20 protein-coding genes and 1 tRNA gene are annotated in these 18,608 nt (G+C 63.2%); 13 read left to right on the top strand and 8 right to left on the bottom strand.

Translation table 11 applies throughout. From position 1 onward, the window contains the following. Positions 1–69: 69 nt before the first annotated feature. Genes surE through SPICUR_RS04815 form a run of 4 tightly spaced genes read left to right on the top strand, consistent with a single transcriptional unit; the run spans position 70 to position 2,778 of the window. Positions 70–819, top strand: a complete 750-nt coding sequence (gene surE, locus SPICUR_RS04830; RefSeq protein ID WP_041381692.1) for a 5'/3'-nucleotidase SurE — start codon at positions 70–72, stop codon at positions 817–819. Next, entirely contained in the window at positions 819–1,481 is a 663-nt protein-coding gene (locus SPICUR_RS04825) for a protein-L-isoaspartate(D-aspartate) O-methyltransferase (protein ID WP_023366624.1), read from the top strand. Before surE ends, SPICUR_RS04825 begins: the two co-directional genes overlap by 1 nt. After that, complete coding sequence (locus tag SPICUR_RS04820) at positions 1,481–2,059, top strand: YqaA family protein (RefSeq protein WP_023366623.1); 579 nt, start codon at positions 1,481–1,483, stop codon at positions 2,057–2,059. Before SPICUR_RS04825 ends, SPICUR_RS04820 begins: the two co-directional genes overlap by 1 nt. Continuing rightward, complete coding sequence (locus SPICUR_RS04815; protein WP_237220313.1) at positions 2,011–2,778, top strand: peptidoglycan DD-metalloendopeptidase family protein; 768 nt, start codon at positions 2,011–2,013, stop codon at positions 2,776–2,778. Before SPICUR_RS04820 ends, SPICUR_RS04815 begins: the two co-directional genes overlap by 49 nt. Here the strand turns inward: SPICUR_RS04815 and SPICUR_RS04810 are convergent. Continuing rightward, on the bottom strand, positions 2,766–3,146 hold the full coding sequence (locus SPICUR_RS04810; protein WP_023366619.1) for an Mth938-like domain-containing protein: 381 nt from the start codon (positions 3,144–3,146) through the stop codon (positions 2,766–2,768). The two genes, SPICUR_RS04815 and SPICUR_RS04810, sit on opposite strands and share 13 nt — an antisense overlap. A gap of 169 nt (positions 3,147–3,315) precedes the next feature. Here SPICUR_RS04810 and alaC point away from each other — a divergent pair, with 169 nt between their 5' ends. From alaC to recJ, 5 genes are read left to right on the top strand one after another with little or no spacing between them, the layout of a single operon-like run. Then, positions 3,316–4,506: an alanine transaminase gene (gene alaC, locus SPICUR_RS04805; RefSeq protein ID WP_041382242.1), complete on the top strand. Its 1,191-nt coding sequence runs from the start codon at positions 3,316–3,318 to the stop codon at positions 4,504–4,506. A 19-nt stretch (positions 4,507–4,525) separates the two neighbouring features. Further along, positions 4,526–5,836, top strand: a complete 1,311-nt coding sequence (locus SPICUR_RS04800; protein ID WP_041382240.1) for a homoserine dehydrogenase — start codon at positions 4,526–4,528, stop codon at positions 5,834–5,836. Next, entirely contained in the window at positions 5,836–6,972 is a 1,137-nt protein-coding gene (gene thrC / locus SPICUR_RS04795; RefSeq protein ID WP_023366613.1) for a threonine synthase, read from the top strand. The genes SPICUR_RS04800 and thrC overlap by 1 nt, the downstream gene beginning before the upstream one ends. Before the next feature lie 55 nt (positions 6,973–7,027). Continuing rightward, positions 7,028–8,002 carry a hypothetical protein gene (locus tag SPICUR_RS09545; RefSeq protein ID WP_023366611.1) on the top strand — a complete coding sequence of 325 codons (975 nt, stop codon included), beginning with the start codon at positions 7,028–7,030 and terminating at the stop codon, positions 8,000–8,002. After that, the gene (gene recJ / locus SPICUR_RS04785; RefSeq protein ID WP_023366609.1) at positions 7,999–9,744 is read left to right on the top strand and encodes a single-stranded-DNA-specific exonuclease RecJ; all 1,746 of its coding nucleotides are present in this window, start codon (positions 7,999–8,001) and stop codon (positions 9,742–9,744) included. Before SPICUR_RS09545 ends, recJ begins: the two co-directional genes overlap by 4 nt. Before the next feature lie 7 nt (positions 9,745–9,751). Here the strand turns inward: recJ and SPICUR_RS04780 are convergent, their stop codons facing one another. Continuing rightward, a complete protein-coding gene (locus SPICUR_RS04780) occupies positions 9,752–11,803 on the bottom strand; it encodes a carboxy terminal-processing peptidase (protein ID WP_023366607.1) in 2,052 nt (683 codons plus the stop codon). Positions 11,804–11,961: 158 nt separating this feature from the next. On the opposite strand from SPICUR_RS04780, the gene SPICUR_RS04775 reads away from it, so the two are divergent. After that, positions 11,962–12,783, top strand: coding sequence for an alpha/beta hydrolase (locus SPICUR_RS04775; RefSeq protein WP_041382235.1), 822 nt, complete (start codon positions 11,962–11,964; stop codon positions 12,781–12,783). Between the two features lie 3 nt (positions 12,784–12,786). On the opposite strand, the gene SPICUR_RS09540 is transcribed toward SPICUR_RS04775, so the two are convergent. Together SPICUR_RS09540 and SPICUR_RS04765 are read right to left on the bottom strand one after the other, a co-directional pair. After that, the gene (locus tag SPICUR_RS09540; protein ID WP_023366603.1) at positions 12,787–13,269 is read right to left on the bottom strand and encodes a DUF6231 family protein; all 483 of its coding nucleotides are present in this window, start codon (positions 13,267–13,269) and stop codon (positions 12,787–12,789) included. Then, positions 13,266–14,033 carry a ParA family protein gene (locus tag SPICUR_RS04765; protein ID WP_023366601.1) on the bottom strand — a complete coding sequence of 256 codons (768 nt, stop codon included), beginning with the start codon at positions 14,031–14,033 and terminating at the stop codon, positions 13,266–13,268. Before SPICUR_RS04765 ends, SPICUR_RS09540 begins: the two co-directional genes overlap by 4 nt. A gap of 72 nt (positions 14,034–14,105) precedes the next feature. Here SPICUR_RS04765 and SPICUR_RS04760 point away from each other — a divergent pair, with 72 nt between their 5' ends. After that, positions 14,106–15,137, top strand: coding sequence for a quinone-dependent dihydroorotate dehydrogenase (locus SPICUR_RS04760; RefSeq protein WP_023366599.1), 1,032 nt, complete (start codon positions 14,106–14,108; stop codon positions 15,135–15,137). A gap of 42 nt (positions 15,138–15,179) precedes the next feature. After that, positions 15,180–15,269: transfer RNA gene (locus SPICUR_RS04755), tRNA-Ser, on the top strand. A gap of 367 nt (positions 15,270–15,636) precedes the next feature. On the opposite strand, the gene SPICUR_RS04750 is transcribed toward SPICUR_RS04755, so the two are convergent. Continuing rightward, a complete protein-coding gene (locus SPICUR_RS04750; protein ID WP_023366597.1) occupies positions 15,637–16,200 on the bottom strand; it encodes a hypothetical protein in 564 nt (187 codons plus the stop codon). Positions 16,201–16,336: 136 nt separating this feature from the next. Here SPICUR_RS04750 and SPICUR_RS04745 point away from each other — a divergent pair, with 136 nt between their 5' ends. After that, positions 16,337–17,323 (top strand): L,D-transpeptidase family protein, encoded by a 987-nt coding sequence (locus tag SPICUR_RS04745; RefSeq protein ID WP_023366595.1) that lies wholly within the window; start codon positions 16,337–16,339, stop codon positions 17,321–17,323. A 61-nt stretch (positions 17,324–17,384) separates the two neighbouring features. Here SPICUR_RS04745 and SPICUR_RS09990 read toward each other — a convergent pair whose 3' ends face one another. The 3 genes from SPICUR_RS09990 to SPICUR_RS09720 all read right to left on the bottom strand — a co-directional run bounded on the left by SPICUR_RS09990 (position 17,385) and on the right by SPICUR_RS09720 (position 18,593). Then, a complete protein-coding gene (locus SPICUR_RS09990; RefSeq protein ID WP_041381690.1) occupies positions 17,385–17,654 on the bottom strand; it encodes an Lpp/OprI family alanine-zipper lipoprotein in 270 nt (89 codons plus the stop codon). 121 nt (positions 17,655–17,775) lie between these two features. After that, complete coding sequence (locus SPICUR_RS04735; RefSeq protein ID WP_023366591.1) at positions 17,776–18,360, bottom strand: L,D-transpeptidase family protein; 585 nt, start codon at positions 18,358–18,360, stop codon at positions 17,776–17,778. Next, entirely contained in the window at positions 18,357–18,593 is a 237-nt protein-coding gene (locus tag SPICUR_RS09720; RefSeq protein WP_041381687.1) for a glutaredoxin family protein, read from the bottom strand. Before SPICUR_RS09720 ends, SPICUR_RS04735 begins: the two co-directional genes overlap by 4 nt. Between the last annotated feature and the right edge of the window lie 15 nt (positions 18,594–18,608).

Raw genomic sequence — 18,608 nt, 5'->3', positions numbered from 1 at the left:
GCTGTCTCCCGCAGCGCCTCCGGATCGGTATAGTACACGGGCAAAAGCACAAGGCGAAAAGGACCTTACATGAGAATCCTGGTGAGTAACGACGACGGCTATGAGTCCACCGGTATCGGGACGCTCGCCGCGGGGCTGGCGGAGCAGGGCACGGTGACCGTGGTGGCACCGGTGCGTGACCGCAGCGGGGCCAGCAATTCCCTGACACTGGATCAGCCGATCCGGGTCGAGGAGATCCGCACCGGTGTATTCCGCGTTGACGGTACACCCACTGACTGCGTGCATCTAGCGACCACGGGTCTGCTCGAGGCATTGCCGGACATGGTGGTGTCCGGCATCAATGCCGGGGGCAATCTTGGTGACGATGTCCTCTACAGCGGTACTGTCGCGGCCGCTGTCGAGGGACGCACGCTCGGCCTGCCCGCCATTGCCATCTCGCTGGTGGGTGATATGCCCGAGCATTATGAAACCGCGGCGATCATCGCCCGGCGGTTGATCGACCAGCTCCATCATGACCCGCTACCGGCGGATACGATCCTCAACGTCAATGTGCCAGATGTGCCCTGGGCGGCGATCAGCGGTATCGAGGCGACGCGTCTTGGCAGCCGCCACCGGGCCGAGGCGGCCATCCGCGACCGCGATCCAAAAGGTCGTACGATCTATTGGATCGGTCCACCCGGGGCAAGACAGGACGCCGGACCCGGCACCGATTTCGATGCCATCGAGCGCAACGCCATTTCCATCACGCCGATGCAGGTCGACCTGACCCGGTATCAGGCACTGGACTCGGTGGCTGGATGGATCGAGGGGCTGCGTTAATGGATACCCAGCGGATGCAGGGGATCGGCATGACCTCCCGCCGCACCCGCGAGCGACTCGCAGCGCGGCTCGAGAGCGCCGGTGTTCAGGATTCCCGGGTGCTCAACGTCATTCGTCAGCTCCCGCGTCACCTATTCGTGGACGAGGCGCTCGCATCGCGCGCCTACGAAGACACAGCGCTGCCGATCGGGCACGGACAGACCCTCTCCCAGCCGTTCGTGGTGGCCCGGATGACCGAGGTGCTGATCCGCGACGGTATACCGCGACATGTCCTCGAGGTCGGCACCGGATCGGGCTATCAGGCGGCGGTGCTTGCCGCGCTGGTGGATCGGGTCAATACCATCGAGCGCATCGGCGCCCTGCACGAGCGCAGTCGGCGGCTGTTCCGCCAATTGGGCATCCACAATGTCCGGCAGCGACTGGGCGATGGTTACGCGGGCTGGAGCGCCGCGGCGCCGTTCGATGCGATCGTTCTTACCGCCGCCCCTGAGGCGGTTCCCGCGGCGCTGTTCGACCAGCTCGCCGATGAGGGTCGGCTGATCGCGCCGGTGGGCGGGGGTGGCGCACAGGAGCTGCGCGTCTGGCACCGACAGGACGGGGCGCTGGTCGAGGAGACAATCGAGTCGGTGAGTTTCGTGCCGATGCGTGGTGGGATCGAGTAATGGCGCTTTTCACCTCGCTATACGACCGTGTGCTTGGATGGGCGCGTCACCGACGAGCGCCATGGCTGCTGGCTGGACTGAGCTTCGCGGAGTCGTCATTCTTCCCCATACCCCCCGATGTCATGCTGGCACCGATGTGCGTGGCTCGACCGCAGCGTGCGCTGCGGCTCGCTGCGCTGACAACGATCGCCTCCGTTGTCGGCGGGATTCTCGGCTATCTGATCGGACTCGTCGGCCTCGAGGTTGTGCTGCCGCTTATTCAGGAGGCGGGCTATGAGCCGGCCTATGAGCAGGCACGCCGCTGGTTCACCGACTGGGGGTTCTGGGTGGTACTGGTGGCCGGCTTCTCGCCCATTCCCTACAAGGTCTTCACGATCGCCGCTGGGGCGATGGCGGTGGCCTGGCTGCCGTTCGTGCTGGCGTCACTGCTGGGTCGTGGTGCGCGGTTTTTCCTCGTCGCGGTTGTGATCAGCTGGGGCGGGGCGCGGGTTGAACCCTGGTTGCGACGTTATATGGAGCGGATCGGTTGGTGCAGCGTCATCGTGCTGCTCGGGATCGTCGCCTACCTGTCGCTGTAAGGCGGCTGCTGGCGGGGTGGGGGCTGCTTTTACTCGCGCTCGCCGGTTGCAGCGAGTTCGACTATCCCGCTGACCGTGCGTTGCGTGAACTGGGCGTGAGCGCGGGCACGCCGGCGAGCTACACCGTTCGCGACGGCGACACGCTCTACCAGATCGCGTTCGCGGTCGGCCTCGACTTCCGGGACGTCGCCCGCTGGAACGGTATCGATCCGCCGTATGTCATCTATCCCGGTCAGCGCCTGCGTCTGCGCCCGCCGACCGGGAAGGATGCAGGCGATCGGCGTGTGGCGGCGAATCCGCGGCGCGACCCGACGCCCACACCCACGCCCGAACGAGCCCCTGATCGAGACGACCCGGATCGCTGGCAATGGCCGCTGGAAGGACGGATCGTCCGTGAATACAACGCCAACGCGCCAGGCAAACAGGGCATCGGCATCGCGGCGGAAGCGGGTAGCGCGGTCAGCGCATCCGCGGGCGGCCATGTCGTCTACAGCGGGGATGGTCTACCCGGTTACGGTAACCTGATCATCATCAAGCACAACGAGCGCTTCCTGACCGCATACGGTTACAACCGCGAGTTGCTGGTGGGAGAGGGCGATGCCGTCGACCGCGGCGAGTCCATCGCCCGGGTGGGCGCCAGCGATGACTACCCGGGCGAGCTACACTTCGAGCTGCGCGAGCGTGGCCAGCCCGTGAATCCGACAGCCTATCTACCCTGATCGATGATCAGCGCCGCGACGACCCGCCGGCCCTCTGACATCAGGACATTATAGGTGCGACAGGCCGATGCCGTGTCCATGACCTCCAGGCCGATGCCGCTCTCGAACATGCCGAGCATGAGTTCGCGGCTGGGGAAAATCTGCCGCGCACCGGTTCCCAGCAGCACCACCTCGGGATCGAGCTCGTGGACTGGCTTGAAATCGGTCCTCCCGACCGCCTCCAGTGAGGTGGGCCCCCATTCGGTGATGAGGGTGTCAGGCGCGACCAGCAGGCTCTGTCCATAACGGACGTCGTTGATACGGATTTCGCCATCGGCGTATCCCTGGATGCGGTAAGTGCCGTCGGCACCGTCAAGACTCATTTTCATGCCGGAACGATAGCGACTGAGTGACCCCGCCGGCAAGCCACAGCGCTGGTGGATGGAAAATCCCCGATTTGACAGTCCCGGGAGGCAATTTTAGCGTTCAGGGGTTATCATTCGGCCTTTCGGGAAATGATCCCGATCGTGATTGGACGAACGGCCCGAGGGGATCGCTTTGAACGAGGAATTCCAGCGCATCAAGCGCCTGCCGCCCTATGTGTTCAACATCGTCAATGAACTCAAGGCGGAGGCGCGGGCCCGCGGTGAGGACATCGTCGACTTCGGCATGGGCAATCCGGATCAGCCGACGCCGCGGCACATCGTCGATAAACTCGCCGAGGCGGCCCAACGGCCGGACACCCACCGCTACTCCGTTTCGCGGGGCATCCCTCGACTGAGGCAGGCGATCGCGCGCTGGTACGAGACCCGCTATAGCGTGCCAATCGATCCGGAGACGGAGGCGATCGTCACCATCGGATCAAAGGAAGGCCTGGCGCATCTGGCGCTGGCGACCCTGGGTCCAGGCGATGCGGTGCTGGTCCCCAACCCCGCCTATCCAATCCATCCCTACGGCATCGTGATCGCCGGAGCGGATATCCGCCATGTGCCGCTGATCGAGGATGGTGATTTCTTCACCGAGCTCGAGAAGGCGATCAAGGACACCTGGCCAAAGCCGAAGATGCTGATCCTCAACTTCCCGGCCAATCCAACAGCCCAGTGTGTGGATCTGGCGTTCTTCGAGCGGGTGGTGGATATCTGTCGGGAGCACGGGATCTGGATCGTTCACGATCTTGCCTACGCCGACCTGGTCTACGATGGCTACCGCGCGCCGTCGATCCTCGAGGTGCCTGGCGCCCGCGAGGTTGCAGTGGAATCATTCTCGCTGTCCAAGAGCTACAACATGCCCGGCTGGCGGGTCGGGTTCATGTGCGGCAATGACAAGCTGATCGCCGCACTGGCGCGCATGAAATCCTACCTCGACTACGGAATGTTCACCCCGATACAGGTGGCCGCCATCCATGCCCTGGAGGGCCCCCAGGACTGCGTGACGGACATCCGCGACACTTATCAGGGTCGGCGCGACGTGCTCTGCGACGGGCTTGAGGCGGCCGGGTGGCCGATCAATCGCCCCCAGGCCACCATGTTCGCCTGGGCGCGCATCCCTGAGCCCTATCAGGCGATGGGTTCGCTGGAATTCGCCAAGAAATTGATCAGCGATGCCGGCGTGGCGGTGTCACCGGGCGTGGGCTTTGGCGAATATGGCGATACCCATGTGCGCTTCGGGCTCATCGAGAATCAGCACAGGACACGACAGGCCGTGCGGGGGATCAAACAGATGTTCCGGCGGGATGGTTATGGGCAGTAATAACAGGGGAGAAAGCGACTTGGAGCCGGTAAAGGTCGGGGTACTTGGGCTGGGTACGGTTGGCGGTGGGACCGTCAATCTGCTCGAGCGCAATCGAGACGAGATCACACGACGGGCCGGTCGGCCGGTGGATGTGATCCGGGCTGCGGCGAGGCATCCCGATCGCCCGCGGACCTGCAGCACTGAGGGGATCCAGCTCGATTATGACGCCCAGGCGGTGGTCGACGATCCGGATATACAGATCATCGTTGAGCTGATCGGCGGCGAGACCCTCGCGAAGGACCTCATGCTGCGTGCCATCGACAATGGCAAGCATGTGGTAACCGCGAACAAGGCGCTCATCGCGCTGCATGGCAACGAAATCTTCGCGCGGGCGCGGGCGAACGGCGTGACGGTTGGTTTCGAGGCCGCCGTGGCCGGTGGCATCCCCATCATCAAGGCAGTCCGTGAGGGACTGGTCGGCAATCGCATCGAATGGCTCGCTGGCATCATCAATGGCACTGGCAATTTCATCCTCACCGAGATGTGCTATGCCGGTCGCGCTTTCGGTGATGTGCTCGCCGAGGCCCAGCGGCTCGGCTACGCCGAGGCCGATCCGACCTTTGATGTCGATGGGATCGATGCGGCCCACAAGCTCACCATCCTCGCCTCGATTGCGTTCGGCATCCCGCTACAGTTCGACAAGGTCTACACTGAGGGCATCGGTCAGGTCAGTACTGACGACGTCGCCTATGCGGCGGAACTCGGCTTTCGTATCAAGCACCTCGGTATCTGCCGCCGCGAGGGTGAGGGTATCGCCCTGCGGGTCCACCCCACGCTGCTGCCCGAACGCCAGCTCTTGGCCAATGTCGACGGTGTCATGAACGCGGTGATGGTGAACGCCGACCCGCTCGGACCGACGCTCTACTATGGCGCGGGGGCGGGCGCCGAGCCCACCGCCTCTGCCGTGGTCGCCGATCTGGTGGACGTGGTCCGCGAGTTCACACTCGAACCAGAGAACCGGGTGCCCTATCTGGCCTTCCAGTCGCACTCCCTCTCCGATGAGCCGGTTGTCGGGATGCAGTCAGTGGAGACCGCGTACTACCTTCGGGTCGAGGCTCAGGACCAGCCCGGCGTGCTCGCCGACATCACCGGTATTCTGAGTACCGCCGGTATCAGCATCGAGGCGGTCATCCAGAAACAGCCCGCGCCCGCCGCCGAGACCGTCCCGGTCATCCTGCTCACCCACCGGGTCCAGGAGGCGCGCATGGATGAGGCCTGCGACCGAATCGAGGCCATGGAAGCGATTCACGGTCATGTGACGCGGATCCGCGTGGAGGCGCTACTCTGATGAAAGGCAATCGTTACACCGGGCTCATTGGCGCGTACGGGTCAAGACTGCCGCTGGATGCCGGGGCCCGCCCGATCAGTCTGGGCGAGGGCAACACACCGCTGATCCGGCTCGATAACCTGCCGCTGGCTCGAGAGCGGGATATCGAGTTGTATGTGAAATACGAGGGGCTCAACCCCACCGGCTCGTTCAAGGATCGGGGCATGACGGTCGCGGTGACCCAGGCAGTGGCCGAGGGCAGTGAGGCGATCATCTGCGCTTCAACGGGTAACACGTCGGCCTCGGCGGCGGCCTATGCCGCCCGCGCCGGGATCAAGGCATTCGTGCTCATCCCGGATGGCAAGATTGCGATGGGCAAGCTCGCCCAGGCGATCATGCATGGTGCCGATGTGCTGCAGATCCGCGGCAACTTCGACGACGGCATGCGGATCGTCAAGGAAATGGCGCAGCAGGCACCGGTCAGCCTCGTCAATTCAGTCAATCCCTACCGCCTGCAGGGTCAGAAAACCGCAGCGTTCGAGATCTGCGAGGCACTCGGCGAGGCACCGGACTATCACTGCCTGCCAGTGGGGAACGCTGGCAACATTACCGCCTACTGGATGGGCTATAGCGAGATGGCACTCTCCCCGGGGGATCCGGGTACCGAAGCCTGCGGGTTCTGCGGCGGCGACTGCGCTTTCCATGAGGGCCTCGTCCGCAACCGCCCGGTCATGCTGGGCTATCAGGCGAGCGGCTCGGCGCCGTTCCTGCGTGGCGGACCGGTCAGTCACCCCGAAACCCTGGCCACCGCGATCCGCATCGGCGCACCGCAGAGCTGGGACTATGCGCGCACCGCCTCGCAGGAGTCGGGCGGCTGGTTCGACGAGTTCACCGACGAGGCGATCCTCGATGCGCAGTTCCAACTGGCGAGTCACGAGGGGATTTTCTGCGAACCCGCCTCAATCGTCTCCGTTGCCGGTGCGATGCAGGACATCGAGCAGGGCAGGATCCCACCGGGGAGCCGGGTGGTATGCACACTGACCGGTCACGGCCTGAAAGATACTGATGTCGCCCAGCGCCATGCCGGTTCCGCGGTGACCACGGTGGATGCGGACGGCTCCTCCGTCCGCCAGGCGATCCTCGGCAAGATGGGCTAGGCCGGTGACGGCTCGCACCGGGATCCAATGCCTGGCGCCAGCCCTACTGGGGCCAGTGCCAGCGACGCTCGCCGAGGCGGCCGGTTCAGCGGGACCGTTTCCGGCGCTGGAGTACGTTCTCGGTAAATCCCGTCGCCAGGGGGCCTCGCGGGCTGATGGCGAGGCGCTGATCCGGCGCATCGCTGGAAGCGATGTGCCGCCGGGGGGGATGCTTGCGAGTGGTTTCGGGATTGAGCCGGGTCGGATCGGCTACCGGGCCGCCCCCGCGCATATGCGCCCCGACCGTGACCGACTGCTGCTCTTCGCCGGTGATGCGGTTCGTCCAAGCGCCGATGACGCCGCCTCGATCTGCACGGACTTCAATCGTGCCTTCGCCGACGACGGACTCGAGCTCCACAGCCGGGACGGCGAATGGCTGCTGGTCGCCGATACACCGCTGGGTCCGGATCTTCCATCGCTCTCTGCGGTGGCTGGTCGCTATCTGGATACTGTGATTCCGGATGATGCAGCGACCCGGCCGTGGCGGAAGCTGCTCAATGAAGCGCAGATGTTTCTCTATGACCATCCAGTCAATCGGGCCCGTGAAACACGCGGCGAGCTGCCCGTCAACGGACTGTGGTTCTGGGGTGGCGGTGAGGTCTCACATGGCCCGATCCACGCTGGCCGCAATGGTACTCCCTGGATCATCAGCGACGATCCGCTGGCGCTTGGCGTCGGCCGAGCGCTGAATGCCGAGGTCAGCGCCCCGGATGCCGTTAATCAACAGATGCTCGCGGGTGCGGATACCGCCGTGATCGTCTGGACGGATGCGGAGCGGGCGTTGCTCGGTGGCGATGTCGAGGGTTGGCTCGCGGCCCTTCAGCGCTTCGAGGCTATCTGGGCCCCGGTGCTCCATGATCTTGCACTTGAATCCGGCCGGGCGGTGCGTCTACAGGTCGGTGGCGATCATGAATTCACGTTTGGATCGGGCGCTCGGCGGCGGTTCTGGCAATCGGTCCGGCCCCTGAGCGCCTGGATCGAGCGCGAATGATTGATACGCCCGGCCCGCGGATCCGCCAGCGTCAGCCGGCGGACGCAGCCGATGGGCTGCCGGATACACTCCCCACCATTCTGCGGGATCTGTACCGGGCGCGGGGTGTCACATCAGCGCAGGCGCTCGAGTATGGGCTCGGCTCGATGCCGTCACCAACCGCACTCACGGGCACTGATCGGGCGGCGCAGACACTGGCCACGGCCATCATGGCCGGTCAGCGGGTTCTGGTGGTCGGTGACTTCGATGCTGATGGGGCGACCAGCACGGCACTGGCGGTCAAGGGCCTGCAGTCCATGGGCGCCGGTCATGTCGACTACCTTGTGCCCAATCGCTTTGAATTCGGCTATGGGCTCTCGCCCGAGCTGGTGGCGGTTGCCCGGGAGCGCCGGCCCGATCTCATCCTTACGGTGGATAACGGCATCAGTGCCAACGATGGCGTGGAGGCGGCCGCGGCGGCGGGCATCGGTGTGGTGGTGACCGATCACCATCTACCCGGCGAGACACTGCCCCCAGCGCTTGCCATCGTTAATCCACAGGTCGGGTCGAAGGGCTTTGAAGGTCATCATCTCGCCGGTGTTGGTGTCTGTTTCTACGTCCTCCTCGCGACCCGGGCCAGGCTCAGGGCTGCGGCATGGTTCAGCGACGGGCGCCCCGAGCCCAACCTCGCTGAGCACCTGGATCTGGTCGCCCTCGGGACGGTGGCCGATGTGGTGCCACTTGACCGTGTCAATCGTCTGCTGGTCGAACAGGGGTTGCGCCGGATTCGCTCGGGGCGCGGTACCCCCGGTATTCAGGCACTGCTCGACGCCGCCGGTCGCGAGCCCGCCCGCGCCAACGCCACCGACCTGGGATTCGGTGCGGCGCCACGGCTGAATGCAGCGGGGCGGCTGGATGACATGAGTCTGGGTATCGAGACGTTGATCGCCGCCGATGCCACGACGGCGCAGCAATGCGCCGGGCATCTCGAACGTCTTAATCGTGAGCGTCGCCATCTGGAACGGGAGATGCGGGATACGGCCGTGGCCGATGTCGAGGCGGAATCACTGAAAGCGGACGGGGAGGTTGCGCCGATCCTGTGTCTGTTCAACCCGCGCTGGCACCAGGGTGTGGTTGGAATTGTCGCTTCACGACTGAAGGACCGGTTCCGTCGGCCGGTGGTCGCCTTCGCACCCGGCGAATCCGGTGAGATCAAGGGCTCCGCCCGTTCGGTGCCAGGACTGCACATGCGGGACCTGCTCGATGCCGTGAACACCCGCAGTCAAGGCCGATTGGTCCAGCGCTTCGGCGGCCATGCGATGGCCGCGGGGCTGACGCTGAAGGGTGATTCCTTTGAGGCCTTCAAGACGCTACTTGTCGAATGTGCCCGCGAGCGAGTGGGAGATGAGCCGGATGCCGAGGTATTCTGGACCGATGGGGCGCCACCTGCCGATGCCTACACGCTCGAGACGGCATCGCTGATCCGTTACGCCGGTCCCTGGGGGGCAGCGTTTCCAGAGCCCCAGTTCCACGACTGGTTCCGGGTCCAGAGTCAACGGACTGTCGGCGAGTATCATCTCAAGCTCTCGCTGAGCCCGCTTGAGGCCCCTGCAACGGCCATTGACGCCATTGCATTCAACGCTGCGGCGGACATCGCGTTGGCCCCGGGCCAGATGATCGAGGCGGTCTTCCGGCTCGAGGTCAACCAGTTCCGTGGTGTCGAACGCCCTCAGTTGATCATCGACCACCTCGCGCCGCGCTGAGCGCCGGTTACCGCCCGGCGATGCGGGCACCGTCATCCGCCCTGAGCTCGGCGAGATCCGCAATCACCGCTGCGCTCTCGTCGAGGAGTACGTCGGGCACCGAATCGGCGGTCATGGCGGATAGATCTTCAATGGGCGCCAGATCGTACGCCGCTCGCTGTGAATTGATCGCCTCCAGACGCTTCTCAGCGGCTGCATCCATTGATGCCTCGCGCTCGTCTTCATTGAGTGAGACCGTGGTCTGTTCACGTGCTTCTCGCAGGCGGCTGGCCTCGTCGGAAACCGCTGTCAGAGCAGGGTCCCGGCGGAGTCGACGCTCGTGGCGGTGGCGTAGTTCGCCCATCAATCCGTCCAGCCGATCCAGTCGCCGATAATCGGCAGTCTGAATCGTGTCCCAGGGAAGGGCATTATCTGCAGCGCGCTCACTCATCGCGTCATTGCCGTGGGGATAGGGCATCTCCAGATCGGGCGTTACGCCTTGCAGCTGCGTGCTATTGCCGTTGATGCGATAGAACTTGGCGATGGTCAGCTTGAGACGGCCACTGGGGTTGTCTTCGTTGCCCACCCCGAATCGATCCAGATTGATGAGCGTCTGCACGGTTCCCTTGCCAAATGTCTGATCCCCCATCACTACGCCGCGGCCATAGTCCTGCATGGCGGCGGCGAATATCTCCGATGCCGAGGCGCTGCGACCGTCAACGAGAACGCCCAGCGGGCCGTCGTACATCGCATCCTCCGCTTCCTGATCGTTGAGGACGCGACGCTCACCATTACGCCGATGGACCTGCACGATTGGACCTTCGTCGATGAATAGACCACTGAGACGGACGGCTTCATCCAGCGAGCCTCCCGCGTTACCGCGCAGATCGATGATAAGACCATCGATCCCTTCAAGCTGATCACTGTTGATCAGCTCACGCACGTCGCGGGTGGTGCTTCGATAGTCGGCGTCACCGGCGTTGGCGGCCTCGATATCGGCATAGAATGTCGGGATCTCGATCACACCGATGCGACGGTTGTCCTCGTCGCGCTTCACCTCGCGGATCTCGGCCTGGGCTGCCTGCTCCTCAAGCTCAATGGTGTTGCGCGTCAGGGAGACGACATCCTGTGTGCTGTCGCCAGCGCCACTCGGTGGCAGGATTTCCAGGTACACCTCTGACCCCTTGGGACCACGGATCAGGTCAACGACATCGGCAAGCCGCCGGCCTACTACGTCCTCGATGGCGTCCGGTGTCTGCCCGACACCCACGATCCGGTCGCCCGCGCTGAGCTCGCCGCTGCCCTCAGCCGGGCCGCCGGGGATAAGCTCGACGATCTCGACGAAGTTCCCCTCACTCCCGAGTAGCGCACCGATGCCCTCGAGCGAGAGGCGCATATTAATGTCGAAATTCTCCGAACGACGTGGCGACATGTAGCTGCTGTGAGGGTCGTATTCACCGGCCCATGCACTCATGAACGTCTGAAAGACATCTTCCGGCTCATACTGCGATAGCGTTCGCGGGAGGCGTTCATATCGGCCGCGGAGCGATTCCTTGATCGCGGACATATCACGGCCGCTGAGCTTTTGCTTGAGCGCATCGTTGGTCACGCGCTTGCGCCAGATGGCATCGAGTCCTGACGTTGATGTCGCCCAGTCGGCATCCGAGCGGTCGACTTCAAATTCCTCGTCACGGTCAAAGACAAGACCATCGTCGAGCATTTCCAGGGCGAATTCACTGCGCTCGCGCACCCGCTGGCGATAGCGCTGGAAGATCGCGTAGGCGGTATCGAGCTCACCATTGCTGACCTGGTCATCAAGCTCGCGGCGCTCATCAGCGAATGCACGGATATCGTCGCGGGTGAAGTAGACGCGCTGCGGATCGAGGGCGTCGAAGTAGGCATCGAAGACGGCCCGTGAGAGCCCATCGCCGGCATCGCGGTCATTGTAGTGGTAGCGCGACAATAACTCACCGACCACCTGCGCGGATTCCTCCTGTATCGCATCCGGCTCGATGGAGGTTGCCGCGAGCAGCCCTGGTGCGCTGATGAGCAAGACCAGGAAGCCGAGAAGGCGCGTCATTCTGTTGGCTTTTCTCAATGTTCCACCTTGATCCAATCGTTGGCGACTGATTCTCAGACACGCTACGACACAGGAAAATTCATTACTCGTTCTGTTAGCGTATCGGCTTCACGAAATAGGGGAAACCAATGTTTGCGCATTTCCATTGGCCGAATTGGGTGCAATCCAGCGATCCGGCGCTCGAGATCCTGACATCGCAGCCCCCGGCTGCACGCGCCGCCCGAAGGACGCCGATCGTGTTCGTGCATGGGGCCTTCATGGGCGCATGGTCGTGGCAGCCAAACTTTCTCGATTACTTCGCCAGTCAGGGCTTTCATGCGATCGCGCCGAGTCTGCGTGGGCATGGCGGCAGCGAGGGGATCGAGCGTCTCGACAGCGCCAGCATCAACGACTACGTCAACGATCTTGCGACAGTGGTGGGTGAGCTGAACGGCCCGCCGCCCATATTGGTCGGCCATTCAATGGGCGCACTGGTCGTGCAGCGTTATATGGAACGGGCGACAGTCTCAGCCGCGGTGCTGATGGCGCCGGTGCCACCACATGGTCTCATGCCATCGACCCTGCGGATGATGACCACCGATCCGATGCTTTACTGGCAGTTCGGGATGATGCAGTTCTTCGGCGCAGGCACCGTGGATAGCAGTGTCGCCCAGCGCGCGGTCTTCTCCGAGACCACGCCGCGCGAAGACCTTGAAAGCTATGCTGAGCTCGTCCAGCGCGAGTCGCAGCGGGCGCTCTGGGATATGAATGTCCATGCCCGTGGCCGACCCCGGTTGGTGAGCGGTGATGTCCCAATGCATGTCATCGCCGGCGCCGAAGACGCACTGTTCAATGCCCGCGAGACGAAGGCGGTCGCCAATGTCTGGGACGCGACGTGGGAGGCACTCCCGGGCCTTGCCCATGCGATGATGATCGAGCCGGGCTGGGAGCGATCAGCGGATGCCATTATTGAGTGGCTCGACTCAAGGAATATTGACTGAGGCCTACCAACGATACCGGTCCCAGAGTTCGGGGTTCGCCCAGTGTCTGGCATTGAGCCAATCCGGCGTGACCTTGTAATCGGCGAGGCTGAATTCGTACCAGCGGCGGCGATCGTCGCCCTCGCCGGTGGTCTCCCAGCGACGGAATCCCAGCCCGATCAGTTGCTGGCGACCGAGCAACGCACCGGATTGCGGCGCGCCGATCACCAGGACCCGACTTGCACAGACGTCGCGCAGGCGGCTGACGAGCTGGATGGCTGCGGCTTCGTCGGCGAACGCCGCGGCGCCGTCCACCACGGCGAGTTCCACCTGGGGCAGGTTCTCGAGTCCTGCCTGCGCCTCGCGCGCAGCGACGATCGCCACAGTCTCCGCGGACAGGGGCGTCGAGAGCGCGTCATCATCGGTAATGACCAGCGCGCCGTTGTCCTGCGCAGCCGCCACGGCGTCGCGAAGTCGGTCGAGGGTGTCCACGGAGTGCTCGCTCATTGCGCCTCCAGACGATCATGCAGTTCCTTGAACGCGGCCGTCAGCTTGTGCCGGGGCGCTAGATCAATCAGCGGTCGTGCCGCCTGATGGGATTCGCGGACCTTGACCGACGATGGCAGGAACGGTTCGGCGACGGGGCGCCCCTGATCCCGCAAACCATCCACTAACTCTCCCGGCAGCCGTGCCCGCGACTGGAACTGATTGATGATGATTGCCTCGACCGTGAGCTCGGGGTTGTGATCCACTCTGAGCTCGTCGACCGCGGCGATCAGTTCATCGAGTGCCTGTTGCGCGAAGGCGTCGCAGTCAAACGGGACCAGGCAGCGATCGGCGGCGATCAGCGCCGAGCGGGTGTAGAAATTGAGCGCCGGCGGCGTGTCAATATAAATCCGGTCATAACCCTCAAGCGCGGTCAGTGACTCACGGAGTTTGTAGATCTTATAGCGGGATTCGAGCCGTCCCTGAAGTGTTTCAAGCGCCGGATGGGCGGGTACCACCGCCAGATTTTTATACCCCGTCGGTTGGGCAATGCGATGAATATCGCGCGGATAGATGCGAAAACTCAATGTATCTTCAAAATAACCGGCGATGGTGTCGGCGGGCTCACTGGGTGACTCACCCAGCAGGTACTGGGTGGCATTCGCCTGCGTGTCCAGATCAATCACCAGCGTGCGCAGCCCCCGATGGGCGGCGACGGCCGCCAGGTTGCAGGTGATCGTCGATTTCCCGACGCCGCCTTTCTGGTTGAAGATGACCCGACGCATGCACGAACTCCTGCTACAATTTTCAGCCTGACATCAGTCTAGGCACGTCCACCATCCGGGTCGAGGGTTCCTATGTTCAGTGCTGCCAGGCGCCTGCTCTTCACGCTACCCCCCGAGCGCGCGCATGACGTTACCTTTGGGTCACTGGACTGGCTGGTCAGGGCCGGCGGCGGCCGGCTTTTCCCGAAACGCATCGAGGCACCGCGTGAGGTCCTCGGGCTGCGCTTTCCGAACGCCGTGGGAGTGTCTGCGGGACTCGACAAGAACGGTGACCATATCCGCAGCCTGGCGGCTCTGGGCTTTGGGTTCCTTGAACTGGGCACTGTTACACCCGTGGCCCAGCCCGGTAATCCGACGCCACGACTGTTCCGTCTGCCAGCGCATCAGGCACTCATCAACCGCCTCGGCTTTAATAACGAAGGGCTCAGCCACCTATGCAGCGCGGTGCGCGATGCGAGTCCCGGCATTGACGTTCCGATTGGCGTGAACATCGGCAAAAACCGTGACACCCCACTCGAGCGCGCGGCCGACGACTATCAGGCCTGTCTCGAGGCCGTGCACGGCATCGCCGACTATATCGCCGTCAATCTCTCCTCACCCAATACGCCGGGGCTGCGTGCCCTCCAGGCGGGGGACGATCTGACTGGCCTGATTCATCGACTGCGTGGGCGCTGTGACGAACTCCAGGCCGAGAGCGGGCGTCACGTTCCCTTAGTCGTCAAAATCGCCCCCGACCTCGATGACGACGCCATACGCTGGCTGGTGGATGCCCTCCAGGAAGCGGGTATCGACGGCATAACCGCGACCAATACCACCATCGATCACACCCTGGTCGAGGGCGCCCGCCATGCCGATGAGAACGGCGGTCTCAGCGGTCGTCCGCTGCGGGCCCGAGCCACCGACGTTGTCGCGCGAATCAGGGAACACGCTGGCCCGGACCTGCCCATCATTGCCGTTGGTGGCATCATGAGCGGCGAAGACGCCGTCGAGAAAATAGACGCAGGCGCCGACCTGATACAGATCTACACCGGCCTCATCTACGAAGGCCCAGGCCTCATCCGCGACGCCGCCCGGTCCATCCACGATCAATGTGACCGCCGATAGGTCTTGCCCTCAGCGCCAACCGGATGGACAATTCATTCCTCTGGAGAGGTGGCAGAGTGGTCGATTGCGGCGGACTTGAAATCCGCTGAGTCCGAAAGGGCTCCGGGGGTTCGAATCCCTCCCTCTCCGCCAGACACAGAACAGGGGCCGTAGGCCCCTTTTTTGTGTCTGACTGACGGGGTTCGAACCCCCGGAGCCAGACAGATGGGGTTCGACCAATCGCCGGCTGGCGATTGGGACGCGTCGCGGAGCGATGCGCCCGAAGGGTGAGGCCCGGAGGGCCGAATCAATCCCTCCCTCTCCGCCAGACACAGAACAGGGGCCGTAGGCCCCTTTTTTGTGTCTGACTGACGGGGTTCGAACCCCCGGAGCCAGGCAGATGGGGTTCGACCAATCGCCGGCTGGCGATTGGGACGCGTCGCGCAGCGATGCGCCCGAAGGGTGAGGCCCGGAGGGCCGAATCAATCCCTCCCTCGGAACCGACGGGGGCGATTATCGATCAGAAGCGGTATTCAAGTCCCGCCGAGACGCTCGGCGTATATCGAAGGCTCTCGAATGTGCTTCCGAGTCCCGAGTCATCGGTGAGCATGGCGCCGGCCTCCGGGTCGACATTATCTGGATCGGCCACACTCTCGAACGACAGTCCCATATCCAGCGATAGACCCAGGCGCCCATCGTTACTGATCCCGTTATCCCAACCAACGCCGACGTATGTCTGGATCTTCTCGCGCTCGATGGCCGAGAAGCTCCAGGATTGGACGTCAGGCCGTGTGTCGCCGTAGCGCGCGCCACCCCGCATCCGCAATCCGTTGTCGTTGAACGACCAGTCCACCAGCGCCGAGAAAGCGAGTTCCTCGCCCATCAGGCTGAAGGTGGAGTGCGGGAGCGCGGCCCGGCTTTCCCGGCGATCCGGGACGCCGAAACGTATGTCCAGTCGGTCGTTGAGATGGGCGGTGAGTTCAAGCTCTGACGCGCCGGTCGGCTGCCAGTCGGCCGGCTGCGCATGGACATACGATGCCGCTGCAATGGCGGTCACCAATGCCAGTAACGGTCGTGCTGTCATGCGTTTACGCCTCATAGGCATATTATTACTCAAACCCCATTGAAAGCGAAGCCCCCTGATCGAAAAACCTGCGGTACAGTAGCGGCGTTGGCAGGTCGCACTGAGCGGCTTTATTACGGACAGCAGGGTTGCGGGAATGCTTACGCGGAAAGGTCGCTCAATCATCAATATCGGTTGGCTTATCGGGTGGCTTCTGCTCTCACCGCCGGTCGCTGCACTGAGTTTCCCGCTGCCGCCTCCCGGCGTCGATGTCGTCGGTCAGATCAAGCGCGTGGAGGCCGAGCGCGAGGAAACGCTGCTCGCACTCGGGCGCCAACACGGTATTGGCTATGAGGAAATGCGTCGCGCGAATCCATCAGTTGATGTCTGGTTGCCCGGCGCGGGTACCGAGATTGTTATTCCCAGTCGTTATGTCCTTCCTGATGCCCCACGCGAGGGCGTTGTCGTGAATATCGCCGAAATGCGGCTGTACTACTATCCGGATGCCGCAGACGGGGAGGTACGACAGGTGGAAACCTACCCAATCAGTGTCGGCCGTATGGACTGGAGCACCCCCCTCGGAGAATCACGTATTACCGAGAAGACCGAGGATCCATACTGGTTCCCACCACAGTCGATTCTCACTGAGCGCGCTCAGCAGGGTCGGCCGTTGCCGGATGCGGTCCCGCCCGGGCCTCAGAACCCGCTGGGGCGGCACAAGATGCGCCTGAGTATCCCCGGGGGTGCCTATCTCATTCACGGTACCAATGAGCCGCGCGGTATTGGCATGCGGGTGACCCATGGCTGCATTCGCATGTTTCCCGAAGACGTCGAGTCGTTGTTCAATCGGGTGCCCTCAGGCGCCCAGGTGAGCATCGTCAATCAACCGGTCAAGGCGGGATGGGCAACGGGGCGGCTGCTGATCGAGGCGCATCCAGTGCTCCCCCCGGAGGCCGAGAACGCCTACGACCCGATGAAACCACCGCCAATGCGCGACGCTGTCAAGGCGATTGCCGCTATGATCGACCGTGGTCCGGCGCGGGTTGATCATCAGCAGCTGGCGCAGGTGGTCGATACGGCGAGCGGGATGCCTGCCGTCATCTCACGGGATGCGCGACCAAGCCGGATCGGGCTGGCGCAATAACCCACTGGACATAAAAAAACCCCGCAAAAGCGGGGTTTGGGTCTGACCTTTCGACAGGGTCTTACTTGTACATCGACTCCTCGAACATGCGATCGATCTTCTCGCTGTTCTCGTCGGCCTTGCGGTTGGCGTTGGCGGCAGATGTTTCCGCGCCTTCGGCCGTCATCATGGCAGTGCTCGCCTCATCCATCGCGGAATCGGCAAGGCCACGGACGTCGTCGATCTCGGCCTGCAGGTCCTGCATCGAGGTCTGCGAGGCACAGCCAACCAGCAGGCCCATGGAGGCCGCTGCGGCACTGAGTTTAAGCATGGATTTAAGTGTCTGGCTCATAATGAAACTCCTTGATTTCTTATATGACGTTCTTTCCTGACCTGACATTATCAGCGATCCAACGCCATAAATGTCGTCAGTATGATTGCGCGCCGCTGGACGTCTTTCAACCCCTGTGACCCTACTCGACCACGACCGGCGTTCCCACACCAACCAGCGATTGCAGGGTCTCAATCTGTGCATTCGTCATTGCGATACAGCCTTCGGTCCAGTGAAAGGCTGCGTGGATATCAGGATCACCGTCGCCAATGCCGTGGAATCCGATATACCCCCCAAGAATCCCATCCTGCGGGAATCGGCCATCCCTCAGTCCATCATCCAGCATTGCACGGTATTGGCTTTCCGTTAGCGCACCGCGCTGTCTTGCCCGATCGAGATGATCGAGTGTCGGGTAGTTGATTCCGATAAATCGGTGGAAACGGCTCTCCTCATTGACGTGAGTGATCCGATATTCGCCCCGCGGTGTGGTCTGATCGCCCTTGAGGTGCAGATCCGAAATGCCGCCGCGTCCAAAGGCAATATCATCGAGCCGTAGCAGTCGTTCATCGCCTCGCCAGACCTCCGTTATCTCGCTGCCGGTATCCACCCGCACCCAGACATCCGCGGACGGCGCTGACGAGGCAGCAGTCTGAACCCCCATCAGCCCCGTTACGCAGAGAGCCGCAACAATCGCGAGGAGCCCGTCGACCCGACGCCGCAAGCTCATGGCAGGTACCGGTAGAGCGATGCGGTATCGAATGGCCAGCGCAGCGCTTCAGCCCGGCCCTCACACTCAACCACAGGGATCGATTCGGCGTAGGCCGCTTCCGCCCGCGGATCGTCCATGATGTCGACCCGCTCAATGCTGTGTCCGCGTCGCTGAGCGACCGGTACGAGCATGGCATACGCCTCATCGCAGAGATGACAGCCGGAAGTGGTGTAAAATCGTATTGATGACATTGCAGACTCAACAAT

Source organism: Spiribacter curvatus (assembly GCF_000485905.1).
Lineage (GTDB): Bacteria > Pseudomonadota > Gammaproteobacteria > Nitrococcales > Nitrococcaceae > Spiribacter > Spiribacter curvatus.
The sequence above is the reverse complement of the archived record's forward strand: the minus strand, read 5'-3'. Positions and strand labels throughout refer to the sequence as shown.